The 18707-nt window shown below is 64.2% G+C and carries 21 protein-coding genes; 11 read left to right on the forward strand and 10 right to left on the reverse strand.

Features of this window, described 5'->3' with window-relative positions:
- Window positions 1-122 precede the first annotated feature (122 nt).
- From rpe to trpC, 6 genes are all read left to right on the forward strand, one after another.
- Complete coding sequence (rpe, locus tag TQ98_RS01960; RefSeq protein ID WP_044871276.1) at window positions 123-791, forward strand: ribulose-phosphate 3-epimerase; 669 nt, start codon at window positions 123-125, stop codon at window positions 789-791.
- A gap of 1 nt (window position 792) precedes the next feature.
- Window positions 793-1632 (forward strand): phosphoglycolate phosphatase, encoded by an 840-nt coding sequence (locus TQ98_RS01965; RefSeq protein WP_044871277.1) that lies wholly within the window; start codon window positions 793-795, stop codon window positions 1630-1632.
- A 91-nt stretch (window positions 1633-1723) separates the two neighbouring features.
- Entirely contained in the window at window positions 1724-3211 is a 1488-nt protein-coding gene (gene trpE / locus TQ98_RS01970) for an anthranilate synthase component I (protein WP_044871278.1), read from the forward strand.
- A gap of 10 nt (window positions 3212-3221) precedes the next feature.
- Window positions 3222-3815 carry an aminodeoxychorismate/anthranilate synthase component II gene (locus TQ98_RS01975; protein ID WP_103102848.1) on the forward strand — a complete coding sequence of 198 codons (594 nt, stop codon included), beginning with the start codon at window positions 3222-3224 and terminating at the stop codon, window positions 3813-3815.
- Window positions 3815-4864 (forward strand): anthranilate phosphoribosyltransferase, encoded by a 1050-nt coding sequence (gene trpD / locus TQ98_RS01980; RefSeq protein ID WP_044871281.1) that lies wholly within the window; start codon window positions 3815-3817, stop codon window positions 4862-4864. Before TQ98_RS01975 ends, trpD begins: the two co-directional genes overlap by 1 nt.
- Window positions 4861-5697 carry an indole-3-glycerol phosphate synthase TrpC gene (gene trpC, locus TQ98_RS01985; protein WP_044871282.1) on the forward strand — a complete coding sequence of 279 codons (837 nt, stop codon included), beginning with the start codon at window positions 4861-4863 and terminating at the stop codon, window positions 5695-5697. Before trpD ends, trpC begins: the two co-directional genes overlap by 4 nt.
- Window positions 5698-5755: 58 nt before the next feature.
- Here the strand turns inward: trpC and crp are convergent, their stop codons facing one another.
- Complete coding sequence (gene crp / locus TQ98_RS01990) at window positions 5756-6400, reverse strand: cAMP-activated global transcriptional regulator CRP (RefSeq protein WP_044871283.1); 645 nt, start codon at window positions 6398-6400, stop codon at window positions 5756-5758.
- 224 nt (window positions 6401-6624) lie between these two features.
- On the opposite strand from crp, the gene TQ98_RS01995 reads away from it, so the two are divergent.
- On the forward strand, window positions 6625-7050 hold the full coding sequence (locus tag TQ98_RS01995) for an OsmC family protein (protein WP_044871284.1): 426 nt from the start codon (window positions 6625-6627) through the stop codon (window positions 7048-7050).
- A 249-nt stretch (window positions 7051-7299) separates the two neighbouring features.
- Window positions 7300-8094: an adenosylmethionine decarboxylase gene (gene speD, locus TQ98_RS02000; RefSeq protein ID WP_044871285.1), complete on the forward strand. Its 795-nt coding sequence runs from the start codon at window positions 7300-7302 to the stop codon at window positions 8092-8094.
- A 60-nt stretch (window positions 8095-8154) separates the two neighbouring features.
- Here speD and coq7 read toward each other — a convergent pair whose 3' ends face one another.
- A complete protein-coding gene (gene coq7 / locus TQ98_RS02005) occupies window positions 8155-8802 on the reverse strand; it encodes a 2-polyprenyl-3-methyl-6-methoxy-1,4-benzoquinone monooxygenase (RefSeq protein WP_044871286.1) in 648 nt (215 codons plus the stop codon).
- 118 nt (window positions 8803-8920) lie between these two features.
- The gene (locus TQ98_RS02010) at window positions 8921-9259 is read right to left on the reverse strand and encodes a histidine triad nucleotide-binding protein (RefSeq protein WP_044871287.1); all 339 of its coding nucleotides are present in this window, start codon (window positions 9257-9259) and stop codon (window positions 8921-8923) included.
- A gap of 90 nt (window positions 9260-9349) precedes the next feature.
- Between TQ98_RS02010 and TQ98_RS02015 the strand changes: the two genes are divergently transcribed.
- The gene (locus TQ98_RS02015) at window positions 9350-10831 is read left to right on the forward strand and encodes an AAA family ATPase (protein ID WP_044871288.1); all 1482 of its coding nucleotides are present in this window, start codon (window positions 9350-9352) and stop codon (window positions 10829-10831) included.
- Between the two features lie 6 nt (window positions 10832-10837).
- On the opposite strand, the gene TQ98_RS02020 is transcribed toward TQ98_RS02015, so the two are convergent.
- The 5 genes from TQ98_RS02020 to hemJ all read right to left on the reverse strand — a co-directional run bounded on the left by TQ98_RS02020 (window position 10838) and on the right by hemJ (window position 14392).
- Window positions 10838-11626 (reverse strand): SDR family oxidoreductase, encoded by a 789-nt coding sequence (locus TQ98_RS02020; protein WP_044871289.1) that lies wholly within the window; start codon window positions 11624-11626, stop codon window positions 10838-10840.
- A gap of 55 nt (window positions 11627-11681) precedes the next feature.
- Complete coding sequence (locus TQ98_RS02025) at window positions 11682-12722, reverse strand: DUF805 domain-containing protein (protein ID WP_044871290.1); 1041 nt, start codon at window positions 12720-12722, stop codon at window positions 11682-11684.
- A gap of 97 nt (window positions 12723-12819) precedes the next feature.
- Window positions 12820-12987, reverse strand: a complete 168-nt coding sequence (locus TQ98_RS02030) for a hypothetical protein (protein ID WP_177410152.1) — start codon at window positions 12985-12987, stop codon at window positions 12820-12822.
- Complete coding sequence (locus TQ98_RS02035; protein ID WP_044871291.1) at window positions 12984-13946, reverse strand: nitronate monooxygenase family protein; 963 nt, start codon at window positions 13944-13946, stop codon at window positions 12984-12986. Before TQ98_RS02035 ends, TQ98_RS02030 begins: the two co-directional genes overlap by 4 nt.
- Window positions 13947-13966: 20 nt before the next feature.
- Entirely contained in the window at window positions 13967-14392 is a 426-nt protein-coding gene (gene hemJ, locus TQ98_RS02040) for a protoporphyrinogen oxidase HemJ (protein WP_044871292.1), read from the reverse strand.
- Window positions 14393-14525: 133 nt separating this feature from the next.
- Between hemJ and argC the strand changes: the two genes are divergently transcribed.
- Window positions 14526-15560, forward strand: a complete 1035-nt coding sequence (argC, locus tag TQ98_RS02045; protein WP_103102849.1) for an N-acetyl-gamma-glutamyl-phosphate reductase — start codon at window positions 14526-14528, stop codon at window positions 15558-15560.
- 150 nt (window positions 15561-15710) lie between these two features.
- Window positions 15711-16061, forward strand: coding sequence for an iron-sulfur cluster insertion protein ErpA (gene erpA, locus TQ98_RS02050; RefSeq protein WP_044871295.1), 351 nt, complete (start codon window positions 15711-15713; stop codon window positions 16059-16061).
- A gap of 57 nt (window positions 16062-16118) precedes the next feature.
- Here the strand turns inward: erpA and TQ98_RS02055 are convergent, their stop codons facing one another.
- Window positions 16119-17210, reverse strand: a complete 1092-nt coding sequence (locus TQ98_RS02055) for an anhydro-N-acetylmuramic acid kinase (protein ID WP_044871296.1) — start codon at window positions 17208-17210, stop codon at window positions 16119-16121.
- 4 nt (window positions 17211-17214) lie between these two features.
- Entirely contained in the window at window positions 17215-18654 is a 1440-nt protein-coding gene (locus TQ98_RS02060; RefSeq protein ID WP_044871297.1) for a peptidoglycan DD-metalloendopeptidase family protein, read from the reverse strand.
- Window positions 18655-18707: the final 53 nt, after the last annotated feature.

The raw sequence follows: 18707 nt of genomic DNA on the forward strand, positions 1-18707 counted from the left end.
CCCGCCCGCTCCCCGTGCGGGCGGGCTTTTTTCGCCTCCCGCCTCAGTCATCGGTCGAATCCCCGCGCGCCATCCATCCCGGCTACAATTCGCGCCACCGTGATTCTGCCCTGAGGTCAGCCATGCAGCCTTTCGCCATCGCACCGTCGATCCTTTCCGCCGATTTCGCCCGCCTGGGTGAAGAAGTGGAGAACGTTCTCGCCGCCGGCGCCGATATCGTTCACTTCGACGTGATGGACAACCACTACGTGCCCAACCTGACCATCGGCCCAATGGTCTGCTCGGCCCTGCGCAAGTACGGCATCACCGCCCCCATCGACGCGCACCTGATGGTCAAGCCGGTGGACCGCATCATTGGCGACTTCATCGAGGCTGGCGCCACCTACATCACCTTCCACCCGGAAGCCTCCGAGCACATCGACCGTTCCCTGCAACTGATCCGCGACGGTGGCGCCAAGGCCGGTCTGGTGTTCAACCCGGCCACTCCGCTGGACGTGCTGAAGTACGTGATGGACAAGGTCGACATGATCCTCCTGATGAGCGTCAACCCTGGCTTCGGCGGGCAGAAGTTCATCCCCGGCACCCTCGACAAGCTGCGCGAAGCCCGTGCCCTGATCGACGCTTCCGGCCGTGAGATCCGCCTGGAAATCGACGGTGGCGTGAACGTGAAGAACATCCGCGAGATCGCCGCGGCGGGCGCCGATACCTTCGTCGCCGGCTCGGCCATCTTCAACGCACCGGACTACGCCGAAGTCATTGCCGCCATGCGCGCCGAGCTGGCCCAGGTCTGACATGGGCGTGCTGCAGCAGCTGTTCGAAGGGCGTCTGCCACGCCTGGTGATGTTCGACCTGGATGGCACTCTGGTGGATTCGGTGCCCGACCTGGCGGCCGCGATCGACCGCATGCTGATCGCCCTGGGCCGCCCGGCGGCCGGGGTTGAGCGTGTTCGCGAGTGGGTCGGCAATGGGGCACGGGTCCTGGTGCGCCGGGCCCTGGCCGGCGACATCGATCATGCCTCGGTCCACGAGGTGGATGCCGAGCGGGGCCTGGAGCTGTTCATGGAGGCCTATGCCGAGAGTCATGCGCTCACCACGGTCTACCCGGGCGTGGCGGAAACCCTCAAGTGGCTGCAGAAGATGGGAGTGGAACTGGCGCTCATCACCAACAAGCCGGAGCGCTTCGTTGCCCCGCTGCTGGACGAGATGAAACTGGGCCGCTACTTCCCGCTGATCATTGGTGGCGACACCTTGCCGCAGCAGAAACCCGATCCCGCAGCGCTGCTCCACGTGATGCACATGACTGGGGTCAGTCGGAGCGATGCGCTATTCGTGGGTGACTCGCGCAACGATGTGCTGGCCGCCAAGGCCGCCGGGGTGAAATGCGTGGCCTTGAGCTACGGCTACAACCACGGCCGGCCCATCGCCGAAGAGGAACCCGCCCTGGTGGTGGACGACCTGCGGGAGCTGTTACCCGGCGGTTGCGCGGCTCACGGCGCTGCGCTAATGTCGCCGGACTCCTCCGACAATCCGCCTCAACGAGACAGAAACGTGGTGGTTCCCTGCAAGCATTGGCTCGAACGAGCCGGAATGACGATCATCAAGGCCGTCGCGCGTTGGCGCTGGCGCGCCTGAATTCATTCTGGCCGGATGCCCCGGCGCGCTTGCACACCGACGTCTTCATCTCAAGGAGCCCCCAAGGGGCTTCCCGCCCACGAGGCTGATCATGACCCGCGAAGAATTCCTGCGTTTGGCCGCTGAAGGCTACAACCGCATTCCGCTTGCGTTCGAAACCCTGGCGGATTTCGACACCCCCCTGTCCCTTTACCTGAAGCTCGCCGACACCCCGTACTCCTACCTGCTGGAGTCTGTGCAGGGCGGCGAGAAGTGGGGCCGCTACTCCATCATCGGCCTGCAGAGCCGCACTGTACTGCGGGCCCATGGCCCGAAGGTCAGCGTCAGTGTCGATGACGTCGAAGTGGAAGCCCACGACTGCGAAGACCCGTTGGCCTTCGTCGAGGAATTCAAGGAGCGCTATCAGGTGGCGCCCATCGCCGGCCTGCCGCGCTTCAATGGCGGCCTGGTGGGCTACTTCGGCTATGACTGCGTGCGCTATGTGGAAAAGCGCCTGGCCAACTGCCCGAACCCTGATCCGCTGGGTACTCCCGATATCCTGCTGATGGTTTCGGACGCGGTGATCGTCTTCGACAACCTGGCCGGCAAGCTGCACGCCATCGTCCTGGTGGACCCAAGCCAGCCCGACGCCTTCGAGCGGGGCCAGGCGCGCCTGGTCGAACTGCGCCAGAAGCTGCGCCAGCCGGTGGTGCCGCGCCTCGGTGTCGACCCGAGCCTTCCGGTGGAAATGGAGACGGAATTCCGCTCCAGCTTCACCCGCGAGGACTACGAGCAGGCGGTGCGGGACATCAAGGAATACATCCTGGCCGGCGACTGCATGCAGGTGGTGATTTCCCAGCGCATGTCGATCCCCTTCAAGGCTGCGCCCATCGATCTCTACCGCGCCCTGCGCTGCTTCAACCCCACCCCCTACATGTACTTCTTCAACTTTGGCGACTTCCACGTGGTGGGCAGCTCGCCGGAAGTGCTGGTGCGTGTCGAGGACGGCCTGGTCACCGTGCGTCCCATCGCCGGCACCCGCCCGCGCGGCGCCACCGAGGAAGCGGACCGTGCCCTGGAAGAGGACTTGCTGTCCGACGCCAAGGAGCTGGCCGAGCACCTGATGCTGATCGACCTGGGCCGCAACGACGTCGGCCGCGTCTCCAGCACCGGTTCGGTCAAGGTCACCGAGAAGATGGTGATCGAGCGCTATTCCAACGTGATGCACATTGTTTCCAACGTCACCGGCCAATTGAAGGAAGGTGTCTCCGCCATGGCGGCGCTGCGTGCCATCTTGCCGGCTGGCACCCTCTCCGGCGCGCCGAAGATCCGTGCCATGGAAATCATCGACCAGCTCGAACCGGTCAAGCGCGGCGTCTACGGCGGCGCCGTAGGCTATCTGGCCTGGAACGGCAACATGGACACCGCCATCGCGATTCGCACGGCGGTCATCAAGGACGGCGAACTGCACGTACAGGCTGGCGCCGGCATCGTCGCGGACTCGGTTCCGGCACTGGAATGGGAAGAGACGCTGAACAAGCGCCGCGCCATGTTCCGTGCCGTGGCCCTTGCCGAACAGCCCGCCAAGACCGACGCCTGAGGATTGCTCCATGCTGCTGATGATCGACAACTACGACTCCTTTACCTACAACGTGGTGCAGTACCTGGGCGAGCTGGGCGCGGACGTCCACGTGATCCGTAACGACGAACTCTCCGTCGCCGAGATCGAGGCGCTGAACCCGGAACGCATCGTGGTCTCCCCCGGCCCCTGCACTCCCAACGAAGCGGGCGTGTCCCTGGACGTGATCCGCCATTTCGCCGGCAAGCTGCCGATCCTCGGTGTCTGCCTTGGCCACCAGAGCATCGGCCAGGCCTTTGGTGGCGACGTGGTACGCGCGCGCCAGGCCATGCACGGCAAGACCAGCCCGGTGTTCCACAAGGACCAGGGCGTGTTCGAAGGCCTGAACCACCCGCTCACCGTCACCCGCTACCACTCCCTGGTGGTGAAGCTGGAAACCCTGCCCGACGAACTGGAAGTCACTGCCTGGACCCAGCATGCCGACGGCTCGATGGACGAGATCATGGGCCTGCGCCACAAGACGCTGAACATCGAGGGTGTGCAGTTCCACCCGGAATCCATCCTTACCGAACAGGGCCATGAACTTCTGGCCAACTTCCTCAAGCAGACCGGCGGAGTGCGCTGATGGACATCAAGGAAGCCCTGAACCGGGTGGTCAACCAACTGGACCTGACCACCGAAGAGATGCAGAACGTCATGCGTCTGATCATGACCGGCCAGTGCACGGATGCGCAGATCGGCGCCTTCCTCATGGGCATGCGCATGAAGAGCGAGACCATCGAGGAGATCGTCGGTGCCGTCTCGGTCATGCGCGAGCTGGCTACCCGTGTGGAGCTCTCCAGCCTCAATCACGTCGTCGATGTGGTCGGCACCGGGGGCGACGGCGCCAATATTTTCAACGTCTCCTCGGCGGCCAGCTTTGTGGTCGCGGCAGCGGGCGGCAAGGTGGCCAAGCACGGCAACCGCGCGGTATCCGGCAAGACCGGCAGCGCCGACGTGCTCGAAGCCGCCGGCATCTACCTCGACCTCAAGCCGGACCAGGTGGCCCGCTGCATCGAAAGCATCGGCGTCGGCTTCATGTTCGCCCAGGTCCATCACAAGGCGATGAAGTACGCGGCTAGCCCGCGCCGTGAGCTTGGCCTGCGCACCCTGTTCAACATGCTCGGCCCGCTGACCAACCCGGCCGGCGTGCAGCACCAGGTGGTCGGCGTGTTCAGCCAGGCCCTGTGCCGTCCGCTGGCCGAGGTGCTCAAGCGCCTGGGCAGCAAGCACATCCTCGTGGTGCATTCCCGCGACGGCCTGGACGAGCTGAGCCTCGCCGCTCCGACCCTGATCGCCGAACTCAAGGACGGCGAGGTGACCGAGTATCAGATCCAGCCCGAGGACTTCGGCATCAAGAGCCAGAGCCTGATCGGCCTCACCGTCGGCAGCCCTCAGGAGTCCCTGGAACTGATCCGCGACGCTCTCGGCAAGCGCAAGACCGAAAACGGCCAGAAGGCCGCCGACATGATCGTGCTGAATGCTGGTGCCGCCTTGTACGCGGCCGATCTGGCGTCCAGCCTGAAGGAGGGTGTGCGCCTGGCCCAGGATGCCCTGCACACTGGCCTGGCCGGGGAGAAGCTGGACGAGCTGGCCTCTTTTACCGCGGTGTTCCGAGTGGAGAATGAAGCGTGAGCATCCCAACCGTTCTTGAGAAGATCCTGGCGCGCAAAGCCGAGGAAGTGGCCGAGCGCCGAGCGCGGGTTTCCCTGGCCGAGGTGGAGGCCATGGCCCGCGCCGCCGATGTCCCGCGCGGTTTCGCCCGGGCACTGCTGGAGCGCGCCGCTCGTCACGAGCCGGCCGTGATCGCCGAGGTGAAGAAGGCCTCGCCGAGCAAGGGCGTGCTGCGTGAGAACTTCGTGCCGGCACAGATCGCGCGCAGCTATGAGGCGGGTGGTGCGGCCTGCCTGTCGGTGCTGACCGACGTCGACTTCTTCCAGGGCGCCGATGCCTACCTGGAGGAAGCCCGTGCCGCCTGCTCGCTGCCGGTGATCCGCAAGGACTTCATGATCGACCCCTACCAGGTGGTCGAAGCCCGTGCCATTGGCGCCGACTGCATCCTGCTGATCGTCTCCGCCCTCGAAGACGGCCACATGAAGGAACTGGCGGCTGCGGCAAAGGATGTCGGCCTCGACGTGCTGGTGGAAGTGCATGACAGCGCGGAGCTGGACCGTGCGCTGAACTGCCTGGATACCCCGCTGGTGGGCATCAATAACCGCAACCTGCACACCTTCGAGGTGAGCCTGGAAACCACCCTCGACCTGCTGCCGCGCATCCCGCGCGATCGTCTGGTGGTGACCGAAAGCGGCATCCTCAACCGAGCCGATGTGGAGCTGATGGAAGTCAGCGGCGTCTACGCCTTCCTCGTGGGCGAAGCCTTCATGCGCGCCGAAGAGCCGGGTACCGAATTGGGCCGCCTGTTCTTCCCCGAGCGCAATCGCGTGGTGGCCGGCATCGATCCGGACTGATCCGGGACTTCGCGGACACAAAAAAGCCGGCTTGCGCCGGCTTTTTTCATCTGGGGCTTCAGCGAGTGCCGAAGACCACCATCGTCTTGCCCTTCACATGCACCAGGCCCTGTTCTTCCAGGCTCTTCAGTACGCGGCCAACCATCTCTCGGGAGCAGCCGACAATGCGGCCAATTTCCTGACGGGTGATCTTGATCTGCATGCCGTCCGGGTGGGTCATGGCGTCGGGTTGCTTGCACAGGTCCAGCAGGGTGCGTGCGACGCGACCGGTGACGTCGAGGAAGGCCAGGTCGCCCACTTTGCGAGTGGTGTTGCGCAGGCGGTCGGCCATCTGGCTGCCCAGCGCGTAGAGAATTTCCGGGTCCTGCTGGGTCAGCTCGCGGAACTTGGCGTAGCTCAGTTCCGCCACTTCGCACTCGGTCTTTGCGCGGACCCAGGCGCTGCGTTCCTTCTCGGCACCTTCCTTCTCGAACAAGCCCATCTCGCCGAAGAAGTCGCCGGCATTGAGGTAGGCAATGATCATTTCGCGGCCATCGTCATCCTCGATCAGGATGGTGACGGAGCCCTTGATGATGAAGAAAAGGGTCTCGCAACGATCGCCCGCATAGATGATGGTGCTCTTGGCCGTGTAACGGCGGCGGTGGCAATGCGCGAGGAGTTTGTCCAGGCTTTTTATTTTAGGTGTAAGGGTAATTGCGACCATGCCCGAGTCCCGAAAAAGAAGGTAAGCCTTTGTACAGCAGGCAAATTTCTAATAGTTGTCTGGCCAAGTGTGCCAGTAATCCGGCGCCAGCTTAACAGACGACCCTGATTCGACAATGTGATTTTGCGACGCACCTATCACCTGCCTGGGAAGTATTTGGGGTCCGGCATGGAAAAAGCGCTGTGATAAGCTACCGCACCTTTTTCCGAGCGGAGTTCCAGGCGATGAAAGCACGCATCCAATGGGCGGGCGAAGCCCTGTTCCTTGGCGAATCCGGCAGTGGTCATGCGGTGGTGATGGATGGTCCGCCCGAGGCCGGCGGTCGTAATCTGGGCGTGCGCCCGATGGAAATGTTGCTGCTCGGTCTTGGTGGTTGCACCAACTTCGACGTGGTGAGCATCCTGAAGAAATCCCGACAGCCGGTGGAAAGCTGTGAGGCCTTCCTCGTCGCCGAGCGTGCCGACGAGGACCCCAAGGTCTTCACCAAGATCCACGTGCATTTCGTGGTCAAGGGCCGTGGCCTCAAGGAATCCCAGGTCAAGCGTGCGGTGGAACTGTCCGCGGAGAAGTACTGCTCGGCCTCCATCATGCTCGGTCGTGCCGGTGTCGAGATCACCCACGATTACGAAATCGTCGAACTGGGTGCCTGAGCCCGGTTTCCGATGGCTGGCCGGATGAAGACATCCGGCCATCATAATTGCGCGGCAGACTCTGGCAGACGGCGCCCGTCGTCTGCATAATTCGCCCCCTTCCAGATTCCGGGGTATCGGGCCCCGAACCTACGACCACAATCGCCAACGCGAAGAGGTGTAAACCGTCCTACGCAGAAGTGTCGTGCGCTTCTGACGGGCATGCTCAACCACGCGGCAGAGCCGCATATGCACAGAGAGCTCTCAACGGTGAAAAGCAAACTCAAGCTCCACGGGTTCAACAACCTGACAAAGACCTTGAGCTTCAACATTTATGACATCTGCTACGCGGAGACCCCCGAGGATCAGCAGGCCTACGTCCAGTACATCGACGAAGAGTACGACGCCGAGCGCCTGACCCAGATTCTCACCGACGTGGTGGACATCATTGGTGCCAACATCCTCAACATCGCCCGCCAGGACTACGATCCCCAAGGCGCGAGCGTGACCATCCTGATCTCCGAGCAACCGGTGACCCCCACCGACAGCCAGATCGAGGAATCCCCGGGCCCGCTGCCGGAAACCATCCTGGCGCACCTCGACAAGAGCCACATCACCGTTCACACCTATCCGGAAATTCACCCGGTGTCGGGCATCGCCACCTTCCGCGTGGACATCGACGTTTCGACCTGCGGCGTGATTTCTCCGTTGAAGGCGCTCAACTACCTGATCCACCAGTTCGACTCGGACATCGTCACCGTGGACTACCGCGTGCGCGGCTTCACCCGTGACGTGGAGGGCAGGAAGCACTTCATCGACCACGAGATCAACTCGATCCAGAACTACCTCTCCGATGACACCCAGGACGCCTACCAGATGACGGACGTCAACGTGTATCAGGAGAACATGTTCCACACCAAGATGCTGCTCAAGGAGTTCGAACTGGACAACTACCTGTTCGGCGATGCGACTCGCAATCTGACCGCCGAGCAGCGCAAGGAAGTCGAGGCGCGCGTGCGCCACGAAATGCTGGAGATTTTCTACGCGCGGAATGTGCCTAACTAAGGCGGCTCTGCACGGGAAACAAGAAGGGCGCCTTATGGCGCCCTTTTTCATGCTCGGGATTCAGATCCGGTACGTGCTCTTGGTCATGACCTTGGACAGCAGGGTCATGCCGAACTTCACCGGCGCCGGGAAGCGCAGGCCACCGGCCTCCAGGGCGCTGGTGGCGTGCTGCTCTTCGTCGGTGCGCATCTGCTCGAGGATGGCGCGGGACTTGGCGTCATCGGCCGGCAGCTGCCCCAGGTGCTCGTCGAGGTGCTTGCACACCTGATCTTCGGTGGCGGCGACGAAGCCCAGGCTGACCTTGTCGCTGATCAGGCCGGCCATGGCGCCAACGCCGAAGGACAGACCATAGAAGATCGGGTTGAGCACGCTCGGGCGGCTGCCCAGTTCGCGGATGCGCTGCTCGCACCAGGCCAAGTGATCGACTTCTTCCTCGGCGGCGTGCTCCATGGCGGCACGCACCTCCGGCAGCTTGGCGGTCAGCGCCTGCCCCTGATAGAGCGCCTGGGCGCAGACCTCGCCGGTGTGGTTGATGCGCATCAGCCCGGCGATATGGCGGGCATCCTCGGTCTTGAGCTCAGCGTCTGGCTGGCCGTCGGCGGGGGAGGGGCGGAAGGGCTGGCCGGTGAAGGGCAGCAGCGTACGCAGTGCGGCATCGGCCTGCAGCAACAGGCGGTCGGCTGGGGAGTAGAAACGATCGCTGGCCATGCGGCACCTCCGTGAGATTTCGGCGCGCATTCTAACTCAAGGGGCCGGCCTGGGCTTGACGGACATCAGGCCGGACGCGAAAGGCGGGAGGTGTCCCGCCTCGAGTGTGCTGTGGAAATCAGCCCGGCGGCCAGTGCATCTGTCGCTGGCCGAGCACATGCATGTGGATATGGAACACCGTCTGGCCGCCCTGCTCATTGCAGTTCATCACCAGGCGGAAACCGGCCTCGCAGCCTTGCTCGTTGGCCAGCCGCTGGGCCGTGTAGGCGATATGCCCGACCAGGGCCTTGTCGTCCTCGGTCAGGTCCGTGAGGGTGCGTATGTGCTTCTTCGGGATTACCAGGAAGTGCACCGGCGCCTGCGGGGCAATGTCGTGGAAGGCGACGACCTGGTCGTCTTCGTAGAGCTTGCGGGCGGGAATTTGCCCTGAGGCGATCTTGCAGAACAGACAGTCCACTGGAATTCTCCGGCCTGTTATAAGAAACCCCGAGTTTAGCGGTGAGCCATTTCCCCGGCCAGCATCGGCCTGCGCCTGCAAGGAGCCTCTGTGAAGAACGATATCCACGACCTCGGCCTGGTGCTGGATTCGCGTGTGAAGCTGATCCTGATCGAATCCTGGGACGAGCGCCGGGTGCTGGAAACCCTCACCAGCCTGGCGGTGAAACGCGGGTTGGGGCTGTACACCTGGGCGGTGAGCGAAGGCCTGCAGCGCCTGGGATTCGGCGGGGATAGCCTGGGTGACGGCGACAGCCGCGAGCCGGAAACCGCTCTGAAGCTGATCAAGGCCGATCCGCAGCCAAACCTCTACGTGATGTGCGACCTGCATCCCTACCTCGACGACAACCCGAAGGTGGTGCGCCTGCTCAAGGAAGTGGCCATGGCTGAGGGCAACCACAAACCCACCCTGGTGCTGGTTTCCCATGCCCTCAAGCTGCCGCCGGAAGTGCAGCGCTACGCCGCGCGCTTCGACCTGGCGCTGCCCAGCGAGGACGAGCTGCTCAGCATCGTCCGCGAGGAGGCGTCGCGCTGGAGCGAACGCAACCGTGGGGCGCGGGTCCGCACCGACAACCGTACCCTGCAGCAGGTGGTGAAAAACCTGCGCGGCATGAGCCACGGTGAAGCCCGCGCCCTGGCACGCAATGTGATCTGCGACGACGGCGCCATTACCCAGGAAGACCTGCCCGAGCTGAACAAGGCCAAGTTCCAGTTGCTGGACCTGGAGGGTGTGCTCAGCTTCGAGTACGAGACCGGCCGCTTCGCCGAAGTGGGCGGCCTGGCCAATCTGAAACGCTGGCTGGCCGACCGTCAGACCGCGCTGCTGGATGACAAGGGGCTGGACCAGCCCAAGGGCGTGCTGTTGGTCGGTGTACAGGGCGGCGGCAAGAGCCTGGCGGCCAAGGCGGTCGCGGGTCTCTGGGGGCTGCCGTTGCTGCGGCTGGATTTCGCCTGCCTCTACAACAAGTTCTTCGGCGAGACCGAGCGCAACCTGCGAGAAGCCCTGAAGCTGGCGGAGCAGATGGCGCCCTGCGTGCTCTGGATGGACGAGGTGGAGAAGGGACTGGCCAGTGGCGACCACGACGGTGGGGTCAGCCAGCGGGTGCTCGGTACGCTGCTGACCTGGATGGCCGAACGCAAGGCGCCGGTCTTCATGGTGGCCACCGCCAACGCCATCGACCGCCTGCCTCCGGAACTGCTGCGCAAGGGCCGATTCGACGAGTTGTTCTTCGTCGACCTGCCGCAGCCTGACGTGCGCGCCGAGATCTTTCGTATCCACCTCGCGCGTCGCGAACTGGACCCGGCGCAGTTCGACCTGCATCAGTTGGCGGTCGCCAGTGATGGCTTTTCCGGCGCCGAGATCGAGCAGGCCGTGGTGGGGATGCTCTACGCGGCGCAAGCCCGGCAGTGCTCGGCCGACCAGGCGCTGCTGTTGAGCGAGATTCAGGGTACGGCGCCGCTGTCGGTGCTGATGGCCGAACAACTGGCGAGCCTGCGCGCCTGGGCGAATGGGCGTTGCGTTATGGCCGACTGAAACCGATCAGGGTTGGGCGAAGCCGCGGATGATCCGGCCCGCCAGGCGGCGGGCCAGCCAGCGCGGCGCCAGTCTTGGGGAGAAGGCGGCGAGGCGGTTGCGCCAGCCGGGAATGATGATGGCGCGGTTCTTCTCCAGGGCGCGCACGGCCGCCAGCGCCACTTCCTCGGGACTCATCATCAGCTTGCTGCCATCCAGGCTGCCCACTTGCATGTGGGCGCCACGGAAAAACGCTGTGCGGGTGGGGCCGGGGCAGAGGACCGAGACTTTCACGCCGCGGGGCCTCAGTTCTTCGCGCAGGCCTTCGGAGAAGCTCAGCACATAGGCCTTGCTGGCGCAGTAGTTGCTCATCCAGGGACCCGGCTGGAAGCCTGCCACCGAGGCGACGTTGAGGATCTGCCCGCCGCCCTGGCGCGCCATCAGGCCGCCGATGCCGTGGCAAAGTCGGGCCAGGGTCAGGATGTTCAGTTCGATCAGCTCCTGCTCGCGTCCCCAGTCCTGCTCGACGAAAGCGCCCGAGGTGCCGATGCCGGCGTTATTGACCAGCAGATCGATCTCCCGCTCCCCTTGCTCCAGATCCATCAGCAGGCCGGATACCTGCAGCGGCTCGGCCAGGTCGCAGTAGCGGAACAGCACCTCCACACCGAAACGCTGGGTCAGCTCCAGGGCGATGCTTTCCAGTACATCCCGTTGCCGGGCCACCAGCAGCAGGTGGCGACCCCGTCGTGCCAGGGCTTCGGCCAGGGCCAGGCCGATACCGCTGGAGGCGCCGGTGATCAGGGCATAACGGGGCATCTGGAGGTTCTCCGTGAAAGGGCCGGGTTGGACAGCGCCGGCCCCGGGAGGTTGCTTACTCTGTAGATTCGCCGTCGAGCACGGGGGCTTCGGCGGGTTGTTCGAAGCTGGCGGCATCGCCCAGTTGGGCGCGCAGGACGTAATCCTGATAGGCCGGCAGCGCAATGGCCGCGACTATACCGATAACCGGCACCAGGATGATCAGCCAGGCCAGAACTTTGACTGCCCGGCTGTTGGGCGGCGGGGGCGGGCCGTAACGGTTGGCGCCGGCGCTACCAGGCATGAAGAGCATCACCAGGCCGAATACGCTACCGATAACGGGGACGAAGTTCAGCAGCCAGAGCCAGCCTGACCAGCCGATATCGTGCAGTCGCTGCACGCCGATGCAGACGCCGACCACCACCACCGCCAGGCAGAGGACCAGGGTTAGCAGGCTGGCCAGGACGTCGGATACGGCGAAGGTGCCGAGAATGAGGCCACCGACCGGCAGGAGGGCGAGCATCATGGCCATGCTCCAGCCCAGGTAGCGCACCCGGCCGATTCGACCCTTGGTGCTCAGCACCTTGAGCTCGCCGTATTCCGGCAGTGGCTCGCCCACCTGGGACTGAGGCGGCGCATAGGGGGTGGCCGCCTCGCCACCGGCAGCTGGCGCTTGTGCCTGACTGGATTGCGCGGCCTCTTGCGCCTGGCGGGCCAGGTACTTCTCGATGACGATCCCGCAGGCCTGACATTCGGCCGATGTCGGCTGCTCGTGACCGCACTTTGGGCAGCTCATGGTGTTGACGGTGGATGCCGTCCCGCTTGCGGGGACGGCTTTCGCTGCCGGGTGGTCCTCAGTGTCTGCCAGACCGAAGCCGGCGGTCGGCTCCTGCTCCTTGCGGACCCTGGCGCCGGCACGCTCCAGCGCGGCGAGATACTTGTCGGCCTCGGCTTCCACCAGATCGCGCTTGAGGGCGACACTGCGGCCACCGAACAGGCTATCGATTCTGCTGGAGTCGCTCTTGAACAGGCGGGCGAGGTTTTCCTTCACGGTTTCCAGTGCCACGCCGGGCATGGGCTCACCGTCGAAGACGATCTTGTAGCGGGCTTCGGTCATGCGTGCATCCTTGTCGACGACAGAAATTGATGATGGCAAAGCGTAATTGCGCGCCAGGCCACGGCACAAGCGGCCTGGCGCACAAAAAACACAGGCTTCAGGTGAGGCCGAGGGGGCGCCAGCGACCCACCAGGCGGCCGCGTCGCAGCCGCCGCAGGCCAGCGAATTCGCCAAGGGTGCCTTCGGACCGTGTGGGGCGGAGGAATACCCAGTCATCCACGGCGAGGCCGGTGGTGTGGGAGCCGGTCAGGGGGCGTCGCTTCATCGGGCCCAGCGCTGACCCAGTCGGCCAGCCGTGTCGCGGGCCGCGCGGTATTCCTGGTCGAGGCGGGTGATCAGTTCGTCCACCGTGGGCAGGTCGCGGATGTTGCCCACGCCCTGACCGGCGGACCACACGGTTTTCCACGCCTTGGCTTCGTCGCTGAGGGGCTTGAGCTTCTCACCGTAGTTGATGTCCGCCTTGTCCGTGAGGCGTTTGAGGTCGTATCCGGCCGCTTCGAGGCTCTGGCGCATGAAGCTGGCGGGGACACCGGAGACGGCCGGTGTGTGGATGATGTCGGCGGCGCGTGCGTCGAGGATCATCCGCTTGTAGCGGGTTTCGGCGTCGCTCTGCTGAGTGGCGATGAAACGGGTGCCGAGGTAGGCCAGGTCGGCACCGAGCATCTGTGCCGCGAAAATCTCGTGACCGTGATTGAGGCAGCCGGCCAGCAGCAGGGTCTTGTCGAAGAACTGACGGATTTCGGCAATCAGCGCGAACGGGCTCCAGGTGCCCGCATGGCCGCCGGCGCCTGCGGCCACGGCGATCAGGCCGTCCACGCCGGCCTCCGCTGCTTTCTCGGCGTGACGGCGTGTGGTGACGTCATGGAACACCAGGCCGCCATAGCCGTGCACGGCGTCCACGACCTCCTTCACGGCGCCCAGGCTGGTGATGACGATGGGCACGCGCTTTTCGACGCAGATGGCCAGGTCAGCCTGCAGCCGGGGATTGCTGTGGTGGACGATCAGGTTTACCGCAAAAGGCGCCGCGTCGGCGGTCAAGCCTGCCTCGATCTCGTCCAGCCAGTCGCGGAAACCGCTGCTCTCGCGCTGGTTCAGCGCCGGGAAGCTGCCCACGATGCTGTTGTTACAGCAGGCCAGGACCAGCTTGGGGTTGGACACCAGGAACATGGGCGCAGCTACCACCGGCAGGCGCAGACGTTGGTCGAGCAGGGCAGGCAGGGACATCTGGCATTCCTCTTGTCAGATCAGAAGGGCTTGACCACCACAAGGATCACGATGGCGATCAGGAAGAGCACCGGGACTTCGTTGAACCAGCGATAGAACACGTGGCCGCGGCGATTCTCGCCACGGGCGAAGCGCTTGAGCAGTCCGCCACAGGCATGGTGGTAGCCGATCAGCAGGACCACCAGGGTGAGCTTGGCGTGCAGCCAGCCCTGGCTCAGCCAGGTGGGGTTGAGGTAGAGCATCCAGATGCCAAGGATCAGGGTGGCGATCATCGAGGGGCCCATGATGCCGCGGTAGAGCTTGCGTTCCATGACCTTGAAGCGTTCGCGGCTGGGCTCGTCCTCGGCCATGGCGTGGTAGACGAACAGTCGCGGCAGGTAGAAGAGGCCGGCGAACCAGCAGATGACGGCGATGATGTGCAGGGCCTTGAGCCACAGGTAGAGCATGCTGGGGATTCCATCGGACAGATGGGCCGGATAGTAGAGGCTTGACGGGCCGCACGTCACCTCGACGGTTGGCCCCCGGCTGATGCGGCCTTATCATCGGCAGCTTTCCAATCGGTTCTTTGAGGGGCAAGTGATGGTCAAGGTCGGAATCGTCGGCGGCACGGGCTACACCGGTGTCGAACTGCTGCGTCTGCTGGCTCAGCATCCGCAGGCGGAAGTCGCGGTGATCACGTCGCGATCCGAGGCGGGCGTCAAGGTCGCTGACATGTACCCGAACCTGCGAGGCCATTACGACAACCTCGCTTTCAGCGTGCCGGATGTGGCCACTCTGGGTGCCTGCGACGTGGTCTTCTTCGCCACCCCCCACGGCGTCGCCCATGCACTGGCTGGTGAATTGCTGACGGCCGGCACCCGCGTGATCGACCTCTCCGCCGACTTCCGCCTGCAGGACGCCGAGGAGTGGGCCAAGTGGTACGGTCAGCCCCACGGCGCCCCGGCGCTGCTGCCGGAAGCTGTCTACGGTTTGCCGGAAGTGAACCGCGAGGCCATCAAGGGTGCGCGCCTGATCGCTGTCCCCGGTTGCTACCCCACCGCCACCCAGCTCGGCTTCATTCCGCTGCTGGAGGCCGGCCTCGCCGACACCAGCCAACTGATCGCTGACTGCAAGTCCGGCGTCAGCGGTGCCGGCCGTGGCGCCAAGGTGGGTTCGCTGTTCTGCGAGGCGGGCGAAAGCATGATGGCATACTCGGTGAAGGGCCACCGTCACCTGCCGGAAATCAGCCAGGGCCTGCGTCGCGCCGCCGGCGGTCCGGTAGGCCTGACCTTCGTGCCGCACCTGACCCCGATGATCCGTGGTATTCACGCCACCCTCTACGCGAACGTCGCGGACAAGAGCGTCGACCTGCAGGCGCTGTTCGAAAAGCGCTACGCCAACGAGCCTTTCGTCGATGTGATGCCCGCTGGCAGCCACCCGGAAACCCGCAGTGTCCGTGGCGCGAACGTCTGCCGCATCGCGGTGCATCGTCCCCAGGGCGGCGACCTGGTGGTGGTGCTCTCGGTGATCGATAACCTGGTGAAGGGCGCATCCGGCCAGGCGGTGCAGAACCTCAACATCATGTTCGGCCTGGAAGAGCGTCTGGGCCTGTCCCACGCCGCGATGCTTCCCTGATGGCCCTGGCGTCGGCAGCTTGTCTGCCGGCGCCGCACTTCGACCCGTTGTCCGAGTCGAATCGCTTAATAGTTGACCAGTTTTCTAGGGTAAGCGGATAATGCCTCGCCTTAGCGCAGTATGGCGGCGTCAAGCCGGGAGAGTTGCAGCATGAGCGTCGAAACCTTCACCCCTTCAGCCCTGATGTTCACCGAAGGTGCGGCCAACAAGGTGAAGAACCTGATCGATGAAGAGGGCAATCCGCGCCTGAAGCTCCGTGTTTTCGTCACGGGCGGCGGTTGCTCGGGCTTCCAGTACGGTTTCACCTTCGATGAGGACGTGGCCGACGATGACACTATCGTTGAGCGTGACGGCGTGAGCCTGGTGGTCGATCCGATGAGCTTCCAGTACCTCGCAGGTGCCGAAGTGGATTACCAGGAAGGCCTCGAGGGTTCCCGCTTTGTCATCAAGAACCCGAATGCCACCACCACCTGTGGCTGCGGTTCGTCCTTCTCGATCTGATCCCGCATCCGAATACAGAAACGCCGTGCCCTTGGGCACGGCGTTTTCGTTTGTGGGTCAGGCCGGGTAGATGGCGCCGAGGATACGCAACCCTTTGGCGCCGGTGACGCTGGGGCGGTTTGTGGGGATGCCTTCCAGGCAGCAGTGGGCCAGCCAGGCGAAGGCCATGGCTTCGACCCAGTCCGGGTCCACACCGAAGTCTGCCGTACTGCAGACGCGGGTGCCGGGGAGGAGGGCAGCCAGGCGCAGCATCAACTGGCGGTTGTGGGCGCCGCCGCCGCAGACCAGCAGGTCATCGGTCCTGGCCTGGGCCGCACGCAGTGCATCAGTGATGCTGCGGGCGGTGAGTTCCAACAGGGTGGCCTGGACATCTTCGGGCTTGAAGAGGGGCAACCGGGCCAGGTGGGACTGCAGCCAGCCGAGATTGAAAAGCTCGCGCCCTGTGCTCTTGGGGCCACGGGTGGCGAAGAACCCATCGCCGAACAGGGTATCCAGCAACCGCTTCTGCAGGGTGCCACTGGCGGCCCAGTCACCATTGCGGTCGAAGCTTTCCCCACGCTGGAGATGAATCCAGGCGTCCAGCAGAACGTTGCCGGGGCCACAGTCGAATCCGTGCACGGCCTTGCCGGGCTCGATCAGGCTCAGGTTGCTGAAACCACCCACGTTGAGCACGGCGCGGTGGCGACTGACATCACTGAACAGCGACTCGTGGAAGGCGGGTACCAGGGGCGCACCCTGGCCGCCGGCGGCGACGTCGCGACGGCGGAAATCGCCAATCACGGTGATGCCGGTGAGCTCCGCGAGCAGGGCGGGGTTGCCGATCTGGATGGTGAATCCACGGGCCGGCTCGTGGCGCACGGTCTGGCCGTGGCTGCCGATAGCGCGGATGTCCTTGGCGCTCAGGCTGTTACGGACCAGCAGGGCGTTGATGCCGGCGGCGGCCAGGTCGACCCAGCCTTGCTCGGCCAAGGCGGCGCGGGCCAGTTCATCCGGGCCTGAGGCGCAGAGTGCCAGCAGCTCGTTGCGCAGCGAGCCGGGCATGGGAATGTAGTGGGTGTCGAGCAGGGTGGTGCGATCGGTCTGTTCGATCAGGGCGATGTCCAGGCCATCAAGGCTGGTCCCGGACATCACCCCCAGGTAGCGCGGCATCGGCTTAGCGCTTGTTCAGGGCCAGCATGCTGGCCTTTTCCTGGTCCATGCGCGCCAGCAGCGGCTGGGTCATCTGCAGGAAGCGCTTCTTCTCGCTGGCGACCAATGGGTCGGCCATCGGAAGCTTCACGCCCAGCGGATCGACGTGCACACCATTGACCTGGAACTCGTAGTGCAGGTGGGGGCCGGTGGAAAGGCCGGTGGTGCCCACGTAACCGATGATCTGGCCCTGCGAGACACTGCCGCCGGTGCGGATGCCCTTGGCGAAGCCTTGCATGTGGCCATAGAGGGTCTTGTACTTGCTGCCGTGCTGGATGATCACCGCGTTGCCGTAGCCGCCACGACGGCCCGCCAGGACGATCTTGCCATCGCCGGTGGCCCTGATCGGGGTTCCACGAGGCGCGGCGTAGTCCACACCTTTGTGGGCGCGGATCTTGTTCAGGATCGGGTGGCGGCGGCCGTTGGAGAAGCGCGAGCTGATGCGGGCGAAGTCCACCGGTGTGCGGATGAAGGCCTTGCGCATGGCAGTGCCGTCGCCGCGCAGATAGGACGCGGTGCCCTGCTTGTCGACGTAGCGAACGGCGGTGAAGGTCTTGCCGCGGTTGGTGAAGCGTGCGGCGAGAATCTCTCCGCTGCCGACCTTCTTGCCTTCGACCACTTTTTCTTCGTAGATCAGTTCGAATTCGTCGCCTTCGCGGATGTCGAGGGCGAAGTCGATGTCGTAGCCGAAGATGTTGGCCAGGTCCATGGTCAGGTCATGGGACAGGCCAGCGCGCTTGGCGGAGAGGAACAGCGAGCTGTCGATCACGCCACGGGCGTATGCCGAACGCAGTTCGGGCTTTACCAGGTCACGCTTGAATGCGTAACCCTTGGAAGTCTTTTCCAGGTGAACGCTTTCGAGGCCGCTCAGCTTGGTGCTGATCCTCTCAAGTTCACCGCTGGGAGTCAGCTTGAACTCGAAGCTCTGGCCAACCTTGAGGCGGCTGAGCTGTTTGGCGTCCTTGCTGCTGTTCAGGACGTCATGCAGGACGTTGGCGGAAAGGCCGACCTTGGCGAACACGGTAGACAGCGTGTCGCCATTACCCACGGTCGCAGTCTTGAGACTGGGATCGGCGGGTGCTTGAGTGGTTGCGAGGTCGGTGGCTTCTTCTTTCTTCTCGTCCGCGTCTTTTCCGGCGCTGTTCTGGTTTTCAGCTGGGTTCTCGATCTTGGCGAATGGCGAGATACCCTCATCCCCGGTGTCGGGGCCTGGTCGGAGATCGTCCTTTTCCTGGATCACCATCTCAGAGCCGTTTTCCAGCTCCAGGTTGATGTAGGTCTTCTTCGCCTCGACCTCGCGAGACGGGAACACCAGCAGGGCCAGGCTGAGCAGCGCCGCCACACCGCTCGCAGCCAGCAAATGGCTCTTCGGATACGGTGGCGCTTTGGATACTGATTGCGTCATGGCGTGTGGTGTTTTTTGGAATGTGAACTAACTGCCTAAAATATAATCAAAAT

Origin of the sequence: Pseudomonas sp. LFM046, from assembly GCF_000949385.2 — a bacterium.
Classification (GTDB): domain Bacteria; phylum Pseudomonadota; class Gammaproteobacteria; order Pseudomonadales; family Pseudomonadaceae; genus Metapseudomonas.